The organism is Caldicellulosiruptor morganii (assembly GCF_026810225.1).
GTDB classification, from domain to species: Bacteria; Bacillota; Thermoanaerobacteria; order Caldicellulosiruptorales; family Caldicellulosiruptoraceae; genus Caldicellulosiruptor; species Caldicellulosiruptor morganii.
Map to the genome: position 1 here is coordinate 1,247,101 of NZ_CP113865.1, position 21,099 is coordinate 1,268,199.

Annotated in this window: 18 protein-coding genes and 1 pseudogene; 18 read left to right on the forward strand and 1 reads right to left on the reverse strand. The window is 31.3% G+C overall.

Going from position 1 to position 21,099, the window contains the following annotated elements:
* The 10 genes and pseudogenes from OTK00_RS06075 (at position 1) to OTK00_RS06120 (ending at position 9,150) form a co-directional block, all read left to right on the forward strand.
* Entirely contained in the window at positions 1 to 1,182 is a 1,182-nt protein-coding gene (locus OTK00_RS06075) for a site-2 protease family protein (RefSeq protein WP_045169478.1), read from the forward strand.
* Positions 1,179 to 3,569: an ABC transporter permease gene (locus OTK00_RS06080; RefSeq protein ID WP_045169479.1), complete on the forward strand. Its 2,391-nt coding sequence runs from the start codon at positions 1,179 to 1,181 to the stop codon at positions 3,567 to 3,569. The genes OTK00_RS06075 and OTK00_RS06080 overlap by 4 nt, the downstream gene beginning before the upstream one ends.
* A 15-nt stretch (positions 3,570 to 3,584) precedes the next feature.
* Positions 3,585 to 4,238 (forward strand): ABC transporter ATP-binding protein, encoded by a 654-nt coding sequence (locus OTK00_RS06085; protein ID WP_045164767.1) that lies wholly within the window; start codon positions 3,585 to 3,587, stop codon positions 4,236 to 4,238.
* Positions 4,235 to 5,341 carry a hypothetical protein gene (locus OTK00_RS06090; protein WP_045169480.1) on the forward strand — a complete coding sequence of 369 codons (1,107 nt, stop codon included), beginning with the start codon at positions 4,235 to 4,237 and terminating at the stop codon, positions 5,339 to 5,341. Before OTK00_RS06085 ends, OTK00_RS06090 begins: the two co-directional genes overlap by 4 nt.
* A 72-nt stretch (positions 5,342 to 5,413) precedes the next feature.
* Positions 5,414 to 5,707 (forward strand): annotated as a pseudogene (locus OTK00_RS06095) (peptidase domain-containing ABC transporter); the annotation flags it as partial.
* The gene (locus tag OTK00_RS06100; RefSeq protein ID WP_045169482.1) at positions 5,704 to 7,104 is read left to right on the forward strand and encodes an HlyD family efflux transporter periplasmic adaptor subunit; all 1,401 of its coding nucleotides are present in this window, start codon (positions 5,704 to 5,706) and stop codon (positions 7,102 to 7,104) included. The pseudogene OTK00_RS06095 and the gene OTK00_RS06100, both read left to right, overlap by 4 nt.
* An 84-nt stretch (positions 7,105 to 7,188) precedes the next feature.
* Positions 7,189 to 7,425 (forward strand): hypothetical protein, encoded by a 237-nt coding sequence (locus OTK00_RS06105; protein ID WP_039763898.1) that lies wholly within the window; start codon positions 7,189 to 7,191, stop codon positions 7,423 to 7,425.
* A gap of 58 nt (positions 7,426 to 7,483) precedes the next feature.
* Complete coding sequence (locus tag OTK00_RS06110) at positions 7,484 to 7,696, forward strand: hypothetical protein (protein WP_039763895.1); 213 nt, start codon at positions 7,484 to 7,486, stop codon at positions 7,694 to 7,696.
* A 158-nt stretch (positions 7,697 to 7,854) separates the two neighbouring features.
* Complete coding sequence (locus OTK00_RS06115; RefSeq protein WP_045169483.1) at positions 7,855 to 8,946, forward strand: zinc metalloprotease; 1,092 nt, start codon at positions 7,855 to 7,857, stop codon at positions 8,944 to 8,946.
* Positions 8,947 to 8,961: 15 nt separating this feature from the next.
* Entirely contained in the window at positions 8,962 to 9,150 is a 189-nt protein-coding gene (locus tag OTK00_RS06120; RefSeq protein ID WP_045169484.1) for a hypothetical protein, read from the forward strand.
* Positions 9,151 to 9,320: 170 nt separating this feature from the next.
* Here the strand turns inward: OTK00_RS06120 and OTK00_RS06125 are convergent, their stop codons facing one another.
* Positions 9,321 to 10,565 carry an IS110 family RNA-guided transposase gene (locus tag OTK00_RS06125; RefSeq protein ID WP_045168518.1) on the reverse strand — a complete coding sequence of 415 codons (1,245 nt, stop codon included), beginning with the start codon at positions 10,563 to 10,565 and terminating at the stop codon, positions 9,321 to 9,323.
* 511 nt (positions 10,566 to 11,076) lie between these two features.
* Here OTK00_RS06125 and OTK00_RS06130 point away from each other — a divergent pair.
* The 8 genes from OTK00_RS06130 to uxaC all read left to right on the forward strand — a co-directional run bounded on the left by OTK00_RS06130 (position 11,077) and on the right by uxaC (position 20,947).
* Positions 11,077 to 11,556 carry a hypothetical protein gene (locus OTK00_RS06130; protein ID WP_045169485.1) on the forward strand — a complete coding sequence of 160 codons (480 nt, stop codon included), beginning with the start codon at positions 11,077 to 11,079 and terminating at the stop codon, positions 11,554 to 11,556.
* Between the two features lie 50 nt (positions 11,557 to 11,606).
* Positions 11,607 to 14,189, forward strand: a complete 2,583-nt coding sequence (locus OTK00_RS06135) for a type 2 lanthipeptide synthetase LanM family protein (RefSeq protein WP_241765535.1) — start codon at positions 11,607 to 11,609, stop codon at positions 14,187 to 14,189.
* Complete coding sequence (locus tag OTK00_RS06140; RefSeq protein WP_051109327.1) at positions 14,186 to 14,956, forward strand: flavodoxin family protein; 771 nt, start codon at positions 14,186 to 14,188, stop codon at positions 14,954 to 14,956. Before OTK00_RS06135 ends, OTK00_RS06140 begins: the two co-directional genes overlap by 4 nt.
* 225 nt (positions 14,957 to 15,181) lie before the next feature.
* Entirely contained in the window at positions 15,182 to 16,354 is a 1,173-nt protein-coding gene (locus OTK00_RS06145) for an ABC transporter permease subunit (RefSeq protein ID WP_045169486.1), read from the forward strand.
* 32 nt (positions 16,355 to 16,386) lie between these two features.
* Positions 16,387 to 17,334, forward strand: coding sequence for an ABC transporter ATP-binding protein (locus OTK00_RS06150; protein ID WP_045169487.1), 948 nt, complete (start codon positions 16,387 to 16,389; stop codon positions 17,332 to 17,334).
* Positions 17,335 to 17,420: 86 nt separating this feature from the next.
* On the forward strand, positions 17,421 to 17,663 hold the full coding sequence (locus tag OTK00_RS06155; protein WP_045169472.1) for a hypothetical protein: 243 nt from the start codon (positions 17,421 to 17,423) through the stop codon (positions 17,661 to 17,663).
* Between the two features lie 412 nt (positions 17,664 to 18,075).
* Complete coding sequence (gene eno / locus OTK00_RS06160; RefSeq protein WP_045169488.1) at positions 18,076 to 19,380, forward strand: phosphopyruvate hydratase; 1,305 nt, start codon at positions 18,076 to 18,078, stop codon at positions 19,378 to 19,380.
* 172 nt (positions 19,381 to 19,552) lie between these two features.
* Entirely contained in the window at positions 19,553 to 20,947 is a 1,395-nt protein-coding gene (gene uxaC, locus OTK00_RS06165; protein WP_045169489.1) for a glucuronate isomerase, read from the forward strand.
* The last annotated feature ends 152 nt before the right edge of the window (positions 20,948 to 21,099 follow it).

Here is a 21,099-nt window from a genome sequence, read left to right on the forward strand (position 1 = left end):
ATGGAATTATGTAAGAGAGGACGTTATAAAATTGTAGATGATATTTCTCTTACAAGGCAAGAAAGCTTATTTAATGAGTTTTTTTATTTACTTGGGAGCAAAAGCAAAAATTCCTATATAAAGATTCCAATAAACTTGGTAAAATATTGTGAAGACATAATTGACAAACTCGATGGTAATCATTCGATCGAAGAGATAGAAGATATATTGTCCAGAAAGTATGGTGAAAATATTGATGTTTTTATGTTTGTCAAAAAAATATCTCAAGCTGGGTTGATAGAAGGATTTGAGAAGGAAATTGACGATGAAATGAGTATATTCGGATTGACGTTGATAAAAAAAGATATTAATTTAATCAACAACGTTTTTTATGTTATATCAAATTATGTTTATTCTGTTTTTAGGCACTACAAAATAGTATTATGTATAATATTTTTCGAGATCATATATGCTTTTATTTACATGATATTGAATAAATATACTTTAATAGAAATTTTAACTAATACTGATGTTATCACTTTAAGTGTTGGAGTTACCTGGTTATTAACAGGATTGTGTTTTTTGTTACATGAGATAGGTCATGCGATAGCTGCAATAGCTAATGGTATTAAAATTAAAACATTTTCATTTGGTTTGTATCTAGGCTTAATACCAATGTTTTATTTTACATACGATGATTTAAAACCTGCGTCACCTAAAATTAAATTTAGAGTAACGGTTGCCGGTATATATACTAACCTTATATGTGCAGGGTTGTGTTTATTATTATTAGAACTTCCTTTTGTGTCGGAAAATGCTTATAAAGTTCTCAGTTTATTTCTGATATTGAATGTATATATGATAGTAGGCAATTTGCTTCCATTTAAGTTATGTGACGGCTACTATATTTTGTCAATATTGCTCAATAAATATGACTTGAGAATAACTTTAATAAAACTTTTAATATCTTTTAAGGGTATTAATGATGTAAGCAGAAGAGCGAGAAAATTAGTAATATCCTATGCGATTTTCTCTTTTGTAACATTTGCATTATCTATTTATTCTTTTTACATTCATATATATAACTGCTTTTATTTAGGCAATTACATGTATGGACTGTTTATATTGACAATATTTGCTATTACTATTATTGTAACAGTTGTAAATATTGTGTTGAAATCTAAAGGAGGGAAAATCCGTTGATTTTTATACTTGTAGCTGGCAGAATTAAAAATAAACTTGAGCGGAATAGAAATATACCTATCACTATTGCGGTTATGCTTGTATGTATTATAATATTGTCGACGGGAGTGGTATATAGCAATGCGCGCCGTACTATGCTCGAACAATATTGGGCGAAAAATGGCAGTGCCGACCTTATAGTTTTAGGGAAAAAAGACAAATTATCGTCAGTAAATATGATGGATTGCAACTATACAGCCATCGGAATAAATACTTCAGGTACGCTAATTGAGCACAATAAAATAGGCCGATATGGTATTATTGCCTATGCAGATATAAACAAAGTAAATGAGCATTATTCATTAAAACTTACAAATGCAGTTTTTTCAAATGAAGCTATTATTACATCACATTTAGCAAAAGAATTGAACGTTCAAAAAAATGCAATTATTTCAATCAATAATACTAAATATAAGATAGTCCAGATACTTGAATCAACAGATATATTCAACATCAATAATGACATAGTTCTTATTAATGGTGATCCAGACAATTATGATGTTGATACCGTTTGTTTACTTATTGATTGTGCACACAATGTAGAAAAAATAAATAACTTAATAGATTACTTTAAAGCGCAGGATATAAGTTATATCAACAGGTATGAAAATATCAAGCCCCTAACAGATGAATTTGATAATTTATTAAGTAATATTTATATTCTGTTTGCTGCAATTGCTATTATTGGCGGTGTTCTGATCTATAATACATACTCAATCAACGTTAGAAAGAGATTAGAATATTGGGGGACATTAAGGACACTAGGTTTAAAGAAAAGCAAAGTAATTGTAACAATGCTTATGGAGATATGCTTCTATTCCATTTTAGGAATAATGTTTGGTGTAGTATTCGGCATAGGTATGGGGATCCTTATATGCATTTTGACTGATACAAATATTTATTCATATATTCCGGAAAATTACTTTACAATTATAGCAATTGCAATCAGTTTAATTGTACCTATTATGTCAGTACTGTTATCGACTAGAAAGCTGCTGAAAAAGTCGCCTATTGAAATGCTTTTTGGGACAAGATCAACTGCTGATAAAAACAGACCTAGGAGTGCAATAACAATTGAAATAGGTATAGGCATATTACTTATTGTACTGTCGGTCGTAGATATATTAATGTTTGGAAAATTTGACGATAAGACACTTGTATTGGTATATTCATTGCAAATCATCTTATGTCTAATAGGTGTAATATTCATTTTAAAGCCGTTCATAGAAGTGAGTGCGAAGTTTTTGATGAATATAAAAAATCCCTTTTTGAGGCTTGCCTGCTTCAATATAAAAACTAACCTTGTAAGTCTTAAAGGTATTGTTATGTCGGTGGTATTAACGGTCATAATACTTTATACAATAATTGGTTTTTCAACGAACTTCAAGGATTGGGCAGTTAATATGGCTGACAGACAGCTTAACTTTGATTTTCAAATCGTATATGCTAATAACCACTTAAACACAAGCAATGCTAACGCCTTTATTGATGATGAAAAGATAGAAGTGGTGGGGCGAAACTATGTCGACGTTGCAACCATTAAAGGAATAAATGTATATATTTGTGCAACAACTGCTGATGATTTTAATGCAATGTATAACGTTAAGATCAATGAAAAAAGTATTTCGGGTAACAATGTAGTTTTGTCATCAAAAGTAATGAAAGATCTAAACATCAAACCTGGTGATAAAGTAAATCTATCATTAAATGGCATTGAAAAAATCGTTACAGTCAGCGATAAAACTGACTTACTAGATAATTCAGCATTTGCCGTATATGTTTCAAAAGATTTGTTCGACATTTCAAATTATAAAAAGGCTAGAATTTGTGGAAAGATTTCTAAGCAAAATTCAATTACCGAATTAAAGTCCAAGGCTTCTCAACGCAACTTGGATTTTTATTCTATGACAGATATTAAAACTCAGTGGAAAGAAAACATTGTTAGAGGAATAGAACCCCTTGAATACATTATTGCGGCTATTATTATCGCATTAATGCTACTGCTTGGAAATACAATACTGACAAATGCAGAAGAAAAGAAACATAACTTTCTAATTTTAAGAAGTATTGGCCTTAAAAGGAAAAATGTAAAGACAATCTTGATGTTTGAATACTTAATTACCGAAATGGTAACAATACTCGTATCAATTGGAATGGGAATAGTAGTAAGTAAGAAATTCTTTGCGATTAACTGTATTATGAGCGGATTCTCTGTTGATTATAAAGCACCCATTATTCAATTTGCTTTAATAGGAATTGCAATATTGATATTATCATGTGTTTATTCCTTAAAAATTTTTACAAAAATTTCAGTTGATGATATTATTAGCGAGATTAGATATTATTAGGAGGTGTTATGTTACATGATTAAACTAGTTAATGTAGTTAAAAGTTATGATGGTTACATAGCTGTAAATAATGTAAGTCTTCAAATAGAAGCAGGAAGTTTTACTGGCATAATTGGGGAATCAGGCGCGGGAAAAAGCACATTGCTCTATATGATAGGTGGTTTGCTTAGGCCGAGTAGTGGTGATATCTTTATCGAGAATGTAAATATCGTTGGATTAAATGATAATGAATTAAGTGAGTTTAGATGTAATAAAATTGGATTTATTTTTCAATTTTATAATTTAGTTCCAGGAATGACTGTTAGGGAAAATGTAGAATTACCAATTATTATTAGTAATAGAAATCGTAAAGAAATGAAAAAGGCAGTGGAAGAGTTAGTTGATGCTGTTGGATTGTCCGAATATATTGACAGAGATGTAACAACATTGTCTGGTGGACAACAGCAAAGAGTGGCAATTGCACGCGCACTAATAAACGATCCTGTGGTTATTCTTGCCGATGAACCGACAGGTAATCTTGATTCCAAGAACTCCAATAAAATACTTGAATTGCTTCATGAGATAAATGTAACTAAAAAAAAGACAATTATTATGGTTACACATAGTGAAAAAATGCTTAAATATTGTGATAATGTTATTACTTTATCTGACGGGAGAGTTGTAAAATGATTTTAAAGAGTGCAGATAAACTACAACGAAGTTTTAAACATGCAAATTGCCGTATTCAATCTTTGTGTGATTTATTAAGTTTACATAATATTTTTATTAATCCTAATTTACTGTACATTCATTGCTTCAATATCTTAGCTGCTTTGTGTTATATACCATATAAGAATTTGGAGTATTTATTCCTGGTAGGGTTCAATGAGTATTTTGAAGAAACATTTTTTGATGAAAACAATATAAAATACCATGTAACAGATAAAATTAATTCAATAAATGACATAGTTACTTTTATAAAAGAGGGTGTTCCAATATATACATTATGCGATGCTAATACAATTTCAACTCTAAATATACCAAAAAACGATGTTCAAATTGGCGTTTGTAGTGGTGTGGTGGTTGTGGGCGTAGATTTTCCCACGAAGGTGATTTGCAATCAGATATTGCCTCAGGGAAAGTGTGAGCTTTTACCAATTGATTACTCAATTTTTTCTCGTGCGCGAACGCTGAGAGTATATCCTTCTTCACCTCAGAACAGATGTATTTATCTTGAGTTGGATGAGAATCAGACTACTGCTATATCGAAACGAATTAATGACGTTGATATAATGATGGGAAAATTGTCAAAATGTTTTCGGAATATACTCAATGATAGTAATTTGCTAATAATCTCAAATGTTGGAGTTAAAGGAATTTGCAATTTCGGTGCTTTTTATGCTCTAAAAAGTGAATTAAAGGTATTAAGTGAGATTGACAACATTGCTAGGGTATCGTCAGAAATAATTGATAAGGTTTTCACTTTAAAAATACTTCTTTTAAGGAAATCTATAGTTTCTGGATCTTCAAGTTTTAATAGGCATGAATTGGCAGATGCTTTATTTGCGCTATATGAAATAACAAGAGATTCAAGATTAAAAAAAGCAAGCGTATTGTTTCGTGAGAGCGGAAATAAACTGAGACAAATATCGAGGTTTTTATACTCAGTGGGTAATTATACCCGCTGTAAAAAAGAATTTATTGGGAAAATAATTGATATGTTTGATGAAGTGTTGAATATTGAAAGGCGAGCATCAGAAATACTTGCCAATTTAACTTATTATAACACTTAGAAGACAGTTGTAATAAACAAGTGTATGGTTTTTTGGCTTAATTGATATACTTTTATGCGAGGTCTGAGATTAGTGAAAATGGATGAAGCAACCAGCAACCTTGACTCTGTAACCGAGCAAGCGATAGGGAAGGTTATAGAGAAGGTATGTGAGGGGATAACAACCATAATAATAGCGCACAGGCTATCGACCATATTAAAGTGCGATAAGGTTGTGGTAATGCATGAAGGTAGGATAGTAGAGGTAGGAACGCATGAGGAGCTGATGAGAAAGAAAGGGTATTATTATAACCTGTGGAGAGAGCAGCTGATAGGGCTTGAGCAAAAAGGGCTATGGGATTTGGTTGGGAGTGCAGCTGGAGGATGAGAGAGGTAATATATGATTTTGGAGAGCTCAAGGAAAGCAAGCTTTTGTATGAATCAGAGATTCCAAGGTATGGACTTTTTATTACATATATTTTGCTTGCCTTAGTGATAGGACTTGTTTTGTGGAGTGTGGTAGGAAAAATTGATATAAATGTGAAGGTTCAAGGGATAATAAGACCCTGGGAAGATGAAGCAAAGGTGATAAGTTATGTTGGAGGGAAGGTAAAAGAGGTTTTTGTAAAAGAAGGAGAATATATAAAGAAAGGTGAGGTTCTATTTAAGATTGATGATGAAGAATATGTAAATAAGAGAGATTTTTTGAAACAGCAACTTAGCGAATATGAGAAAAGGATTGATAATTTGAAAGAATTGAGAAATAGCATAGAAAAAGGAGAAAGTCTCAGGAATAAAAATAATGCGTACTATTTGAGATACTTGAGCTATAGTTATGAGATAAACAAATTGAGAAAAGCAGCAGAAGAAGCAAGAGTACAAAGAGAATACAGTATAATGGATTTTAAAAAGCAGATTGAGAGTTTGGATGAGAAGATTAAAAGTATTGATAAGTTTGAGAACATGTTAAGAGAAATAAAGGGAGTTGTAAACAAGGGTGAGCATATTAAGATAGAAAAATACGACATAGGGTATTTGGAATTTATATTGAGTGAAATAGAGGCTTACAATCAGCAGGTGAAGACAAAATCGGATGGTAGTAATATACAGAAGAAGATTTTAATATCGAAAATAGATTCAAAACTTGATGAGCTGAGGCAGTCAAAAAGTGAGATGATTTTGCAGAAACAGAAAATAGAAGGGCAGCTTGATTTGCTAAACATTTCAGGTGATGATATAAAAGGAGATATTGAGAAATATAAGCTGGACATGCTGATGCAGATTGATAATGAAATTAGTAATTTAAGTAATGAAATGAAGAACCTGAAAATCAACTTGGATGAAACTGAGAAATTGATAGAAAGCTGTAGAGTAAGAGCAGAAAAAGATGGTTATTTGGAATACAGCGCTGAACTAGTCAGTGGTGCGGTAGTAAGTAGCGGAGCTGAGATTGGCAGAATAGTTGGCAGTGGGTCAAGAGGATTTAGGGTTGTTGGATACATACCAAACACAAAAGGTGGTAGCATAGAAATAGGGCAAAGAGCAAAGGTAAAGATAGCAGGAGCAGATGGATTAAAAGTATTGGAAGGAAAGGTTGTAAGGGTATTGCAGGATATAAAGATAGCAAGCCAGAGTGGGCAAGGGTTTTATGAGGTTGAGGTAGAAGTAAAGAAAGTTCCAAAAGGTATTAATTTGAGGGCAGGGCAGGCATGTGAGATGAGCATAGTGGTTGAGCAGGAGCGGTTGATTGAATGGGTATTAGAAAAGTTGGGATTGAGGTTATGAGGTGAGGCAACAACCCTTTCATCAGCCGGCTGTGAGGGTTGGGATATATAATTAAATCAAAAAAAATGAGGAGGTGTGAAAAGAATGAAAGAAAATTTGTCTTCATTAGTTGGACCAACTTTTGAAGAAATTGAGCAAATTGAGAAGTATTCTATAGCAGGAGGCTTTATATTTCTTGATGTAAATATAAATATAGATTTGAGCCAAATCATCAGCGCTATAAAAAGCAATTTACCAAAAATTACTGCAGCTTCTGCAGGAGCATCGGCAGCTGGTGCTATCAGTTATTATTATAGTTTCAAAAAAGGATGGGAACTGTAAAATGAATAGGAATAATTTAATACTTCATTATTAAATATGGAATGAAGGGGTGGCTTAAATGAGTTTTCAAATTTGTGAAGAAAGAGCAAAAGTATTGCTGGGAGAAAATTTTGAGAGTATGACTAAACAAGAGCAGGAAAATGTATGTGGTGGTATTGCATTTTTGCCAATTGTAACATGGTTTCTTGCAAGTGCGGCGGTAAGCGGTGGTTTTAGTGCTTTTATAGGATTGAGAGATGCTGTTCATTTGAAACATGGGAAAGAAGATTAACAAAAATTAATCTATCCTTCTTTCTAAATGGCATATTAAATTGAATTGAATTGTAATAAAGGAAGAGGTTGTCTTTATAAAATTATTGAATTTTTACATGAAAAAATTAGAATAAAGACAGCCTCTTCCGTGATTTTTAAAAAGGAGATATAGAGAATATGTTAACTATTATAAAAGCATTTGTTCTATTTATAGTTTTAAATATTACAACAATAGTATTTCATGAAATAGGTCATTATATAGGAGCAAAAATTTTGTGGGGAAACAAAGTTTTTGTAAACGAAATGGGAATACTTAATTTTGTAATTAAATTTAGAAATTCAAATTTGAACTCAACAAAAATAAGTATTGAAAAGAAAAAAGGTTTTTATGTGGGAGGATATTGTCAGTGTTCTTTTGCAAATATCGAAAAAGAAGAAGTTACAGATTTTTATAAAATACAAATTAAATTTATTTTACTTTTGTTAAATGGTATTATTGTCTCAATTGTTGTGGACTTTTTACTTTTGTATTTTATTTTGGGATATAGTGTTTTTAAGTCTTTATTAATAGCATTAGTTTATCCCATAGCATTAATGATAGTGGAAGTAATTGTATATATTGATAGAGGCTATAATTTTTATAATACATATCCGGATATAGTAGCTGTTTTTTATATATTAAAGAAAAATGAATTATTTCTTGAATGGGAACTTTATAGAGAAATTTTAATTACAGAGCATGAAAGGAAGTATGAAGAGGATAAAAAAGAGATAAAAAAGTATTTAATAGAAAGGATAATGTGTAAATTAAGAGAAAAACAAAAAGTTGAAAATATTAATTCACTGATTATGACAAAGATTATTGAAGAAATTTTACTTCTTTACGGGTTAGGATTATTAGAAGACTTTGTTTATAATATAAGTTTAGAAATAATTACGAATTTTATAAAGTTATCTAATAAAATGCTTACACAAAAAAAGAATCTAAAATCTTATATACAGATTTGTAATTTAATTGGAGCTTATTTGACAAGTTTAACATTACAAGGTAAGCACGATGATAATTTTGATAAATTTTTAAAAAGATATATTCTGTTAAGAAAGTATTTAAAGGAACAAAGAATTGAGACTAATATTTTATATGATAAAGTAGTTTATATGATATGTAAAGATGAAGAAATAAAAATCCAAAACAATGTAAGTCACAAATATATAGCTAATAAAATTGTTAAAATGGTCGAGGAAAAGCTAAAACTACAAGCAATGTAATGGGAAGGTGAAAATATGAAAGATAAAAATCAATTTGAAGATATTTTAGGGAAAACCTTTGAAGAATTAGAAGAAAAAGAAATGTATAAAGTAGTTGAAAACAGCAAGAAAGGTTATATTTTTGAATGTGCAAAGTGGTTTTTAATTAGTGGAACTATTAGCGGCGTGGCAAGCGTAGTAATAGGATTGTTAGCCAAAAAATAAGTTAAGGTTATTTATCAAGAGACAAACGGTATAATGTCAAGGGGGTTTTTTAAAAAAATTTTTTAGATAATTAGGGCAAAAAAGGCAATAGAATACCGAGCCGCTCAGCCTGGAAAAATTTAACTGGCAGCTTGTTTTGAGAAGATTATTAAATTAAGAAATGGGATTAACTAAGTATTGTAAACATCACCTCTTTCTTGATATATTTGACCTTTGCTGAGCATTGCAAAGATCAGAGGAATTAATCGTCTTGCGGTGAGGACGAGGGCACGTTTATGCTGATGTTTGGTAACCTCTGAGAACTTCTTGTTGTAGAAGGCTTTATAACGGACTGTGTGCACCCTAACACAGTTAGCAGCCTCAACAAGATAGTATCTCAGGTATTGGTTACCACACTTAGCCAATGAGGTTTCCTGGGCATTGAAATTGCCTGATTGGTATTGAGTCCAAACAAGGCCGGAGTATTTAGCTAAAGCAGCTTCATTTTTGAAGCGCTTGATATCACCGATTTCAGCGATGATGCCGGCTGCAAGAACATCTCCTATGCCAGGGATGGTGGTCAAGGTTTGGGAGAAAGCTTTAAGAAGTTTTGAGATTTCTTTGTCGAGTTTTTTAAGTTGTTCTTGCATAAATCTAATGTTTTCAAGAGTCATAGACAAAGCTAAGTCATTTGCCTCAGCCAACAGAGGATGTAATCTGTATGAACGATTAGCAGCGGTTTTAAGTATTTCAGCGATTTTATTGACATCTGATAATCTGTTGTTGCCGTTGTCAGATACAAATTTAATTAAATCTTCTAAAGGCATGGAAGCAATATCATCTGGGGTGAAGTTTTCGATGATAGCGCAAGATGCCTTACCGAAGATATCAGAAAATGGGCAGTCTTGAGAATAAGTGGAGAATTTAAGGTATATGAGATTGAGAGCTCTGTTTTTTTCGCGAGTTAGATTATGAACAAGGTGATAGCGCATTCTGGTAAGGCGTTGTAGTGCAGCATATTTGAAGTCAGGCAAAGGTGTTGGATTTAGCTTACTGAACCTGACGCATTCAGCAATAACGACAGCGTCGATGTTATCTGTTTTAGGCAAGAAAGTGTAGATCTTTTTAAATCCTTTGACGATGCTTGGGTTGAGCACGTAAAAGGTTGGTTTGTAAGGTAGTAATTCAGAAGAGGAAGCAAGATACAAATGCAGATGCCAACCGTAATGTGAAGTTGCTTCCATGCCGAATTTAACGTAGGACAGATTATACTGGCTGAGGCAGTCAATGACTCTTTTGATTAATTCATTAGCACCTTCTTGATCGTTAGGCAAGGAAAAGGGTTTTTTAATCAAGTGATTTCCGGCATCATCGATGAAGAAGATAGAATTTGACTGACTACTGATATCAATGCCCACGATTAAAGTATTTGGCAATTTAAAGGCCTCCTTTCTAAAGTGTGTGGTGTTAGAAAAAAGTTTTGCCCTTTATCCCTGGGGATTACATGTAATGCAGCCTCGCCGATATTAGAGCTACGGAGCAGTTTACAGGGTGCACACATCTGACATGCTCAAATCAGATGTGGTAAACTGACCGTGCACAGCAAACGAGTAAACATTACTCATGTAATCCTTTGGGGTTCAGTCTTTCTCAAGCTGTGGCGTGCAGATATCAAAGCACGTCCAGCAGGAGGTGGTCAAAAAATATCCAAATAAACTAAATCAGGCTTAAACTTTTTCTGATATTAGTTTACCAGAGATAAAGGGCAAATTTAAACTGTAGCAGTCAATTTTAATATTCAATTTTTTAAGAAGTGAATGTGTTAAGAAAAGCTTTGTTATCAAGGTCAGTTTCCAGTAATCAATTGGTACTAATAATTTAATGTACCAATTGAGATATGAAGTTTTAAGTGATTTGATAATCATATTATACGAAAGGGTGTAGAAAATGCAGGATTTCTATTTTACAGATGATTTTTTTGTAAAATCATTAAACATTTTAGAGAGAGTAAAATTATTTAAAGAAATTGGAGTTAAAAATTTTGAAATAGGAAATTTTGAAAATTGGCTTTTTAAAAGAGGGACCTTAACAATAGAAGATTTTTTTCATATGATTGATGTATATGGAATCAGTTTAGAAGATTTTAATTTAGCATTTGCTGTTCTTTCTGAAAAGCAAAAGAAAGTTGTTAGAGAAAAGGTGGAAAAAGCAAAATGGTTTTTGTGTTTGAAAGAAGTATTGGATAGTCTTAATAGTTTAAAAAATACGGATTATGGTTATCTAACAATTTCAAAACTCTTTTCAAGATGGTTTTGCGAAAAATTTTTAAGTGTAAACATTAATCTTGAAAATATTATCATAAATGAAGAGGTTATGAACAAAGTTGCTTATAGTTTAGATAATTTCTTGCTGAATATATATATATAAAGACATTAATTTATGAGTATTACTTATGGCGTGAGAATAATAGTGAAAATATAAAAAATAAAAAAAATGTATTTCAGTTATTCATTCATTATTTACTCAATAATAAAGGAATATACAAGTTTATGAACGATTACCCTGTAATAGGTCGAACTATGGCACAAAAAACACTTAACTGGTTGGTATATTTCAGCAAAGTTATACATGATTTAGATAAACATTTTACAGAAATTAGTAAACGATTTGAAATAAAAAGCAATAGAATAACTAGTATAGAGATATTGGGAGATTTTCATCAAGAAAGCAGTGCGGTTTTGATAGTTATATTCGAAAAATCCAAACCGATATTATACAAGCCTCGAAATTCGTCTCTACAAAAAACAGTAGTTGAGTTTATTAAGTGGTGTGAAACGAAAGAAAAAAAATTGTTGGATTTAATATTTCCTTCCCTATATGATGGCGAAACTTTCACAATAGAAGAATACATACCTTATGTTGAATGTAACAATGAAGAAGAGTTAGAGAGATATTATCGAAGATTTGGACAATTATGTGGATTTGTTTATTTACTTAAAGGTAGTGATATACATTTTGAAAATTTAATAGCCCATGCTGAGTATCCTGTAATAGTTGATATGGAAACAATTGTGGCTCAGGAAAATAGTCAAAAAGAGTTATTTAGAGATGCGCGGTACTTTGCATTAAAAGAAATAAATGAATCAATCTTATCTTCGGGTTTAATTCCGTGTATGAGTTTTGTTGATTTCAAAACAGGAAAAGGAGTGGACGTTAGTGCATTTAGTGGAGGAGGCCAAAAATTACCATATAAAACATTAGTACTTAATGAAAAAGACATTGATAACATCAAATTTGATTATTCAGAAATAGAAATTTCAGAAGCACAGAATATTCCAAAACTGAGAGGTGAAAAAGTAGATTTTAGGAAATATGTACCGGAAGTTTTAAAAGGATTTATGACAGTATTAGAATTTGCAAGAATACACAAAGGTGAAATTATATATAAAATAGAAGAGAGTTTCAAAGGCAATATAAGGAGTAGAACATTATTGAAAAATACAGATAATTATTATAAGATGTTAAGTTTCTATTCGCATCCTAGTTATACTCAAGATTTTTTAGATTTAGAAAGATTGTTTGCTAATTTATGGGTTGCAAATTACAAAAACAAAATTGTAATTAGAAGTGAGATAGAAGATTTGATGAATTTTGATATTCCTGTTTTTTATCGAAAATTAAATGATAATGTATTAGAAGACAGTCATAATAGAAAGGTAGAGGGATTTTTTATTAATTCAGGATTTAACTTAATAAAGGAAAGGATAAAAAGTATAGACGATGAGACAGTAAGCAAACAAATATCAATTTTGCAAGCGTCATTGAATTATTTTGATGAAAAAATTGAGAAAATTAAGGGGAATAACCTATGTGAAAATGCGGGTGTTATTATAGAAGAGAACATAACTTTACAGAAAGAAATTCTCACAGAAGAAATAATGGAAATAGGAAACATTTTAGTAGAAAATGCCATTTGGGGAGCAAAAGAAAAATCAGTCATATGGAATGGTTTAATTTTTGACAGAATCAACAACACTAATGTTATATTACCTTTAGAAAGCAGTTTATTTTATGGGTTAAGTGGTATTATGCTGTTTCTTAGTTATGCTTTTTTACTTGTTCCAGATGAGAATTATATGAAGATTACAAAGACATTGTTTTATCAACTCTTTAAAGATGTAAAAAAAAGAATATATATAGTAAATCAGGAAGAAGAAATTAAGAGCATAGAAAATGTAGCTTCAATTTTATTATCTTTATTAGAGGTTTCAAATATTTATAAAGGCATATTTAGCAATATTAAAGAAGAATTACTACACTTAGTAGAATTGTTTTTTAAGAAGTTGTTAAAAAATGAAAAAACAATCCAAAGCAGTTTTATACTGAATTTTTTAAAATACTGTATAAATAAGTATAATATTGAACCTTTAATGAAATGTAAAGATATATACAGCACATTTGTATACGACAAATCCACATTGTCTACAATGGTCAAACAAGAGAAATACTCTAATAAGAAATACATACATTATGTTAACTTCTTATTAGACGCTGCAAATATATGCCAAAATAAATTTGCTTTTAATTATATTGTGAATAACTTTATAGAGTTTTTGGAACAGGTAGATAAACTTGTTATTTCTCAAAACTTTTTCGAATTATTATTAGTAATTTTGAAGATTTGCTCGAACGAGTTCAATAAGGAATATTTTAAGGTGTATGTGAAAAGATTAATATATGAGTACATTAAACCCTTCAAAGAAACAGATGAGCTTTTGAAAGGAAATAGTGGAGATATTGAACTTTTATTAAAATATTCTGAGATTTTTGATGTAGATTCAATTATGGAAATTATCAAAGAAAAAGTTAAATATATAGTTTTTAGAAAAAAACGAAAGGGGAAATTTAGTCTAAGATCAACTCCACAATATTTGCCATTAGGTTTGTTAGATGGAATTAGTGGAATTGGTTACACATTTATTCGACTTTGTTATAAAGATGCTCTTCCAATTATGGAGTTTGTATTTCCCATATCTTTTACTGAGGAGGAAGAAGTATGAAAGTGTTTATTTTTAATGGTAGTCCAAACGGAAATGATTCATTTTCTCTTTATGTTGCTGAGAAACTACTCACAAATATGGAAGCAATTTTAAACATGAAGTTTGAAATTAATGTGTTTGATACTAACAGATTTAGAATTAATCTATGTAAAGGATGTCTTACTTGTTTTAAACAAGGGAAATGCATATTAGATGAGAAAGACGACATGTTATTAATTAAAAATGCAATGGAAATATCTGATATTATTGTTATAGCAACTCCTGTGTATGCCGCAAATGTATCTGCTCAAACAAAAGTTTTTATTGATCGTATATCATATTGGTTACATTTATTCAAGTTATTAGGCAAGATAGGTATTCCAGTAGTAACAGCAAGTAGTAATTCGTTAATTGAGGTTACATTTTATTTGAAAAGAATAATGCTTGCACTAGGTTTAAATGTTTTTGAAACAATAGCTTATACAAAAGACTACCCCAATGTTGTCGATGATGAAACAAATTTTGAAGAAGAGCTTTTTCAAAAAGCCCAAAAATTGTGTGAATATTTAGAAAATCCCATGAAGATAAAGGTTCATCCCTTCCAGGAAGACTATTTCAAAACATTGAAAGATAATTTGATGTTGAGAGAAGATGAAGATGCTGAAGTAAACTACTGGCAAGAGAATGGCTATTTTGAATTTGACAATTATGAAAGTTTACTTTTGCACTTTTTAAAAAATAAAAACTCTTTAGTAATAAAAAAAGAGAATCTAAATAATTTTGTATAAAGTATTGACTTCTTTTTTGGTAAAAATTAAAATGAAAAATTAGGTAAATTTTTTGTGTTTTTTTAACTTCAGATTCTAAGACGTAAATATTGAAGAATAGTAGGAAACCAGCTTCAAATTTGTTTTTATAATATAGTATGTAAAAATCACCAGTAAATTGGCAAAAACACTTATTTTTTATCGAAACAGATAATAAATAAAACTGTATAAAAGGGGGCTACACAATTGTTATTGTATACTGAAATCCAAAAAATTCTCAAAAGCAAAAAATTTTTTATTGCCTTAATAATCACAATTGGTCTCAATCTTTTTTATTGCTGGTTTGTGTATAATGAAGAGAATAAAAGTATTGAGTCTACAAAGCAATATATTGCATATACAGAAAAACAGATAAAGGAATTGCAGCAGAAATTAAAAAAAGAAAAAGACGACATGAAGAAAAGATTGTATCTGGAACAAATTAATGAATTGAATAGAATTATTCAAAAGGAAAAATTAAAAATGCAGTATGCTTCTAATCCTAAGAAGGAAATAGAAGAAAGAGCCCGATATTACAAGATGAGGTATGAAATTTCTCAGAAAGCTGGTGACTATAAAGAGCTTGAAATTAATAAGGTAAATTATCAGATTTTAAATGAAAATATAAAGAGGAAAAAGTATTACAGTGTTGGTAGACAATTTGATGGATGGACTTATTTACTTAGTCAATCGTACGGAATAGCATTTTTTATAATTATTGTTTTAGCTTTACTTATTGGAAGTGGTATAGTTTCAGATGAATATAGGGAAGGGACAGCGAAGATTTTAAAAACTATGCCTGTGAAAAGAAGTAATATTATTTTAAGCAAATTTATTGCAACTGTTTTGACTGTGTCCGCATTGGTCATTGGTATACAAATTGTATTTTTCATAGTTTTAAATCTTATAACAGATTCTTTTAAATACTACGATGTGTATTGTAACTGGATTTCTAAATATAAGGTGATAGGTTTTAAGATATATCCTGTTTCAGATGGTGTAAAATTGTTGAACTTACTTGAATGTAGTTTATTACAATTATTAACCGAAATTATTCTTATATTGGCTATATCGGGAGCTATCATGTTTTTCTCCACGATATTTGAAAACGGTGCATTTGCAAGTATTAGCTTTTTTGCAATAATAATAGCTATAAGTATTTTTCGTCAAAAGATACTTATTCTTAAAAGACCTATATTAAAGTTGTTGTCGTTAATATTCCCTTGGGAACTATCGATGGTATATACAAATTCATTACCAGGAGAAATAGAATGGATTTATGCTTCATTCTATATTGTAATAGGGTTAAATTTATTGATGACAGTTATTTTTGTAATAGCTTCAATGAAAATATTTGAACATAGGGAAAAGGTATTATAAAGCTTGAGAGAGACTAAAGGGGGTAAAATAGCTTGGCTGAAAATCAAGTGGAAATGATAATAAAAGTAACTGATGTGTACAAGAAAATTGGAAACTCTCAAATTCTAAAAGAAATAAACTTTTCAATAGGAAAAGGAGAAATTGTTGGTCTTGTAGGACCAAATGGTGCTGGCAAAAGCACATTAATGAAAATACTGGCAGGTTTGTGGGCACCAAAACCAAAAGGGGAATGTTATATTTTGGGATGTGATGTAACTAAGGAAAAGGAAAGAATTGAGGTATTAAGAAGAGCATCATTTTTTATTGAAACACCAGCACTGTACAGTAAACTCAGCGGTTATGATAATATAGAATTATACTCTAAACTAAAATATGGGAGTACCTTTAACGTTAAAGATGAGATTAACAGGTTAGCACCATTTTTTGAATTGGAAAATAATATGTTAAAAAGAAAGGCAAAAGCTTATTCGCTGGGAACAAAACAAAAGGTTGGTTTGCTTCAAATGTTCATTGGCAACCCTGAAGTGTTGATATTGGACGAACCTTTTAATGGATTGGATCCAACTGTTACAATTAAAGTTAAAGAGCTTTTGAAAACGCGATGGAGAGAAAATAACATAACTGTTTTAATCTCATCACATATATTGAGTGATATAGAAGAATTGTGTTCAAGAATTATTTTTATAAAAAATGGTTCTATAATATTGGATAAAAATAAGGAAGAACTGTTAAAAAGCAATACAGTGGTAATTTTTCATTTTACCGAAAAGGAGCATGTTGATTTAGCGTGTAGGTTAATAAAGGAAAAATTACCGCATGTATCTGTGGAAACTCAGTTTAATAACTCGATAAAAATTCATAATATCAGTTCTTATGAAGATATTTTTAATTTATTACAGAATGAGGGTATAAAAGTTAGAGATATAGAAGAACAAAGGATGAGTTTAGTAGATTTTTACAAACAACTTTATTTACAATAATCAAAGATTATAACTATTTATTGCAAGTAAAAAATGATAAAATAAAAATAAGTAGCGTGTTATAATGGGTGGTTTAAAATTATTTGATGAACAATAAAGAGGGATTTTTTGTAAAAGTATTTAATATTCAAAACAAAAGATTTCCAAAGATTTCTCTGTATTTTATTATTGCTGTAATTTTTGAATTTGTAGTAGCTTTGCCTGTGTATTTATTTTTGTCAAAAAGAATAGGAGTAACATTATTTATTTTAGTTCTGTTAGTATTTGTAGCAATATTAATTTATTGTATTATAATGATTTTAAAATATTTCTTAAGCAAGAAAAAGTAATATTGTAGTAGAAATTAATAAAGTAAAAATTGAATACTATGTTGATGTAGCAAATGCAAAGACCACGAGATAAAAAAAATAATAGAAAAAATAAAGGGTTGGTTGGCATTTTGCCCCAGCCCTCTATTTGTTTAATCCTCCTATGTTATAGTTAAAGTTGCAGTCAACAAAAATCAAGATTTTGGTAGCAGGAAGAAGATTGGATACAAATGTTTTTGCACATACCTGAAATAAACCTGCAGTAAAAACATATAGTTGCAAAACAAATTATATTTATCACTTGACATATAAACATTTGTTTGATATTCTATATACAGAACATTTTATCGGAGAGAATGAATATTTTATGAGAACAAGAGTTGTTATAAAAAATAAATTTCGCTTTGGTATTGCGTTGATTCTTTTTATGTAAATGAAGGTTGACCTTTCGATTACAGCTGTAAGAGCAAGAGAGATACTTGATTCAAGAGGAAATCCAACCGTTGAAGTAGAAGTTGTTGTAAATGATGAATTTGTAGGTAGAGCTGCTGTTCCATCAGGTGCGTCCACAGGTATGTTTGAGGCTGTTGAGCTCAGAGATGGTGATAAAAAAAGATATATGGGTAAAGGGGTTCTCAAGGCAGTTGAAAATGTAAATGAGGTTATTGCACCAGAGATTATTGGAATGAATGCTCTAAACCAGGTTGAGATTGACAGGCTTATGATTGAGCTTGATGGAACAGAGAATAAGAGCAAGCTTGGTGCAAACGCAATTCTGGGTGTATCCCTGGCAGTTGCCAAAGCTGCCGCAAATGCATTGGGACTTCCACTTTACCAGTATATAGGCGGTGTCAATGCAAAATATTTACCAGTTCCTATGATGAATATCCTAAACGGCGGTAAACATGCTGACAATTCAGTTGACCTGCAGGAATTCATGATAATGCCGGTTGGTGCAAAGTCTTTCAGCGAAGCACTTAGAATGTGTGCCGAAACATTCCATCACTTGAGAAATGTGCTCAAAGCAAGAGGTTATAATACAACAGTTGGTGATGAGGGAGGTTTTGCACCCAACCTGAAATCTAACGAAGAACCATTGGAAGTAATTGTGGAAGCAATTGAAAAAGCTGGTTATACTCCTGGCAAAGATATTGCAATTGCGCTTGATCCTGCAACATCTGAGCTCTACAATGAAGAAGATGGAAAGTATCATTTTGAAAGAGAAGGTAAAGTTAGAACAAAAGAAGAGATGGTAGAGTTCTGGGTAAAACTTGTTGAAAAGTACCCGATTGTATCAATTGAAGATGGCGTTGCGGAAGAGGACTGGGAAGGCTGGAAGATGCTCACTGAAGCTCTTGGCAACAAGATTCAGCTTGTTGGTGATGATTTATTTGTTACAAACACAAAGAGGCTTGCAAAGGGAATTGAGCTTGGCGTTGCAAACTCAATATTAATTAAACTTAACCAGATAGGAACACTCACAGAAACTTTGGAAGCAATTGAGATGGCAAACAGAGCAGGTTACACCGCTGTTGTATCCCACAGATCAGGCGAGACAGAAGATACAACGATTGCTGACCTTGTTGTTGCAGTAAATGCAGGGCAGATTAAGACAGGTGCACCGTCAAGAACAGATAGAGTAGCAAAATACAATCAGCTCCTGAGAATAGAAGAAGAGCTTGGCAGCATTGCAGTATATCCAGGCATGAATGCATTCTTTAACTTGAAGAAAAAATAATTCCACAAAAGTCCAAAGGAAAGTTTTTTAATTTGCAATGGAATAAAGAAAGAGGGAAAGTGTTGAACTTTCCCTCTTTTCATTTTATAATATATTCAAACAGGATATGTTAAGAATTTTGTTGAATCTTTTGGAAATTATGTTGAAACAAGTTTCAAGGAGGTTTGGAAAGATGAAAAAATTTATGGATGAGGATTTTCTATTGAATAACCAAACTGCTAAATTCCTTTACGAAAAGTATGCAAAGGATATGCCTATTATTGACTTTCATTGTCATTTAAGTCCCAAAGAAATTTATGAAAACAAGAGATTTAAAAACATAACTGAGGTCTGGCTTGGAGGAGACCATTACAAATGGAGGCTTATGAGGGCAAATGGCATTAATGAGAGGTATATAACAGGAGATGCAGATGATTATGAAAAATTCCTTGCGTGGGCAAAGACCATCCCAATGGCAATAGGAAACCCAATTTATCATTGGACACATTTAGAACTTAGAAGATATTTTGGAACAGATGAGATATTGAATGAAAAATCTGCACCTATCATTTGGGAAAAGACAAACAAAGTTCTAAAAGAGCTCGGTGCAAGGGATATAATTTTGAGGTCAAATGTAGAAATAATCTGCACAACAGATGACCCTGTTGATACACTTGAGTATCATTTAAAACTGAAAGAAGATAAAGATTTTAATGTAAAGGTTTATCCTACTTTCAGACCTGACAAAGGCTTGAACATCGAAAGAGAAACCTTTATCCCGTGGGTAGAAAAGCTTGGAGAAACTTGCGGGAATAAGATAGAAACCTATGATGAGTTTTTAAATGCCTTAAAATCAAGAGCAGAGTTTTTCCACTCTGTGGGGTGTCGTGCTTCTGATCATGCTATTGATGATATGGTTTTTGCCGATGCGTCTTTTGATGAAGCAGCTGATATTTTCAAAAAAGCTTTAAAAGGTGAGAAACTTACAGAAATTGAAGTTGCAAAATATAAAACGTATACATTGAGATTCTTAGGGAAAATTTATTCAAGTCTTGGCTGGGCAATGCAGCTTCATATAAATGCCCTGAGAAACAACAATACAAGAATGTTCAATATTCTGGGACCTGACACAGGGTATGATTCAATAAACGACGGTCATATAGCCTTTGCACTTGTCAAATTCTTAGATTCATTGGAGAAAGAAGATTCCCTGCCCAAGACAATTCTGTATTCTTTAAATCCAAAAGACAACTATGTTCTTGCAACAATTATGGGATCTTTCCAGGATGGTAGCATTCCTGGCAAAATGCAGCTTGGTGCAGCTTGGTGGTTCAATGATAGCAAAGATGGCAACCTTCAGCAGATGAAAGACCTTGCAAATCTTGGGCTCTTGAGTCGATTTGTCGGAATGGTAACAGACTCTCGAAGCTTTTTGTCATATGCAAGACACGAATATTTTAGAAGACTTCTTTGCAATTTGATTGGCGAGTGGGTAGAAAACGGTGAATATCCATATGATTTGGAGACACTTGGTAGAATAGTTCAGGGCATTTGTTATTATAATGCAAAAGAGTATTTTGGGTTTTAAAAGATAGAGGAGAAAGACAATGGGGTGGAATTGTATATTCCGCCCTATTTTTATACTTTCATTTTCTATTAACATATTTGGTTGGTGATGAATAATTACATCAAATTAATATTGAATATTACGTAAATATGTAATACACTGTTTCATGTGGA

Bases quoted from the DNA above. Each gene is read 5' to 3' on its own strand.
- OTK00_RS06075 (WP_045169478.1), top strand. From the start codon at position 1: ATGGAATTATGTAAGAGAGGACGTTATAAAATTGTAGATGATATTTCT.
- OTK00_RS06085 (WP_045164767.1), top strand. From the start codon at position 3,585: ATGATTAAACTAGTTAATGTAGTTAAAAGTTATGATGGTTACATAGCT.
- OTK00_RS06090 (WP_045169480.1), top strand. From the start codon at position 4,235: ATGATTTTAAAGAGTGCAGATAAACTACAACGAAGTTTTAAACATGCA.
- OTK00_RS06100 (WP_045169482.1), top strand. From the start codon at position 5,704: ATGAGAGAGGTAATATATGATTTTGGAGAGCTCAAGGAAAGCAAGCTT.
- OTK00_RS06105 (WP_039763898.1), top strand. From the start codon at position 7,189: ATGAAAGAAAATTTGTCTTCATTAGTTGGACCAACTTTTGAAGAAATT.
- OTK00_RS06110 (WP_039763895.1), top strand. From the start codon at position 7,484: ATGAGTTTTCAAATTTGTGAAGAAAGAGCAAAAGTATTGCTGGGAGAA.
- OTK00_RS06115 (WP_045169483.1), top strand. From the start codon at position 7,855: ATGTTAACTATTATAAAAGCATTTGTTCTATTTATAGTTTTAAATATT.
- OTK00_RS06120 (WP_045169484.1), top strand. From the start codon at position 8,962: ATGAAAGATAAAAATCAATTTGAAGATATTTTAGGGAAAACCTTTGAA.
- OTK00_RS06130 (WP_045169485.1), top strand. From the start codon at position 11,077: ATGCAGGATTTCTATTTTACAGATGATTTTTTTGTAAAATCATTAAAC.
- OTK00_RS06140 (WP_051109327.1), top strand. From the start codon at position 14,186: ATGAAAGTGTTTATTTTTAATGGTAGTCCAAACGGAAATGATTCATTT.
- OTK00_RS06155 (WP_045169472.1), top strand. From the start codon at position 17,421: ATGAACAATAAAGAGGGATTTTTTGTAAAAGTATTTAATATTCAAAAC.
- eno (WP_045169488.1), top strand. From the start codon at position 18,076: ATGAAGGTTGACCTTTCGATTACAGCTGTAAGAGCAAGAGAGATACTT.
- uxaC (WP_045169489.1), top strand. From the start codon at position 19,553: ATGAAAAAATTTATGGATGAGGATTTTCTATTGAATAACCAAACTGCT.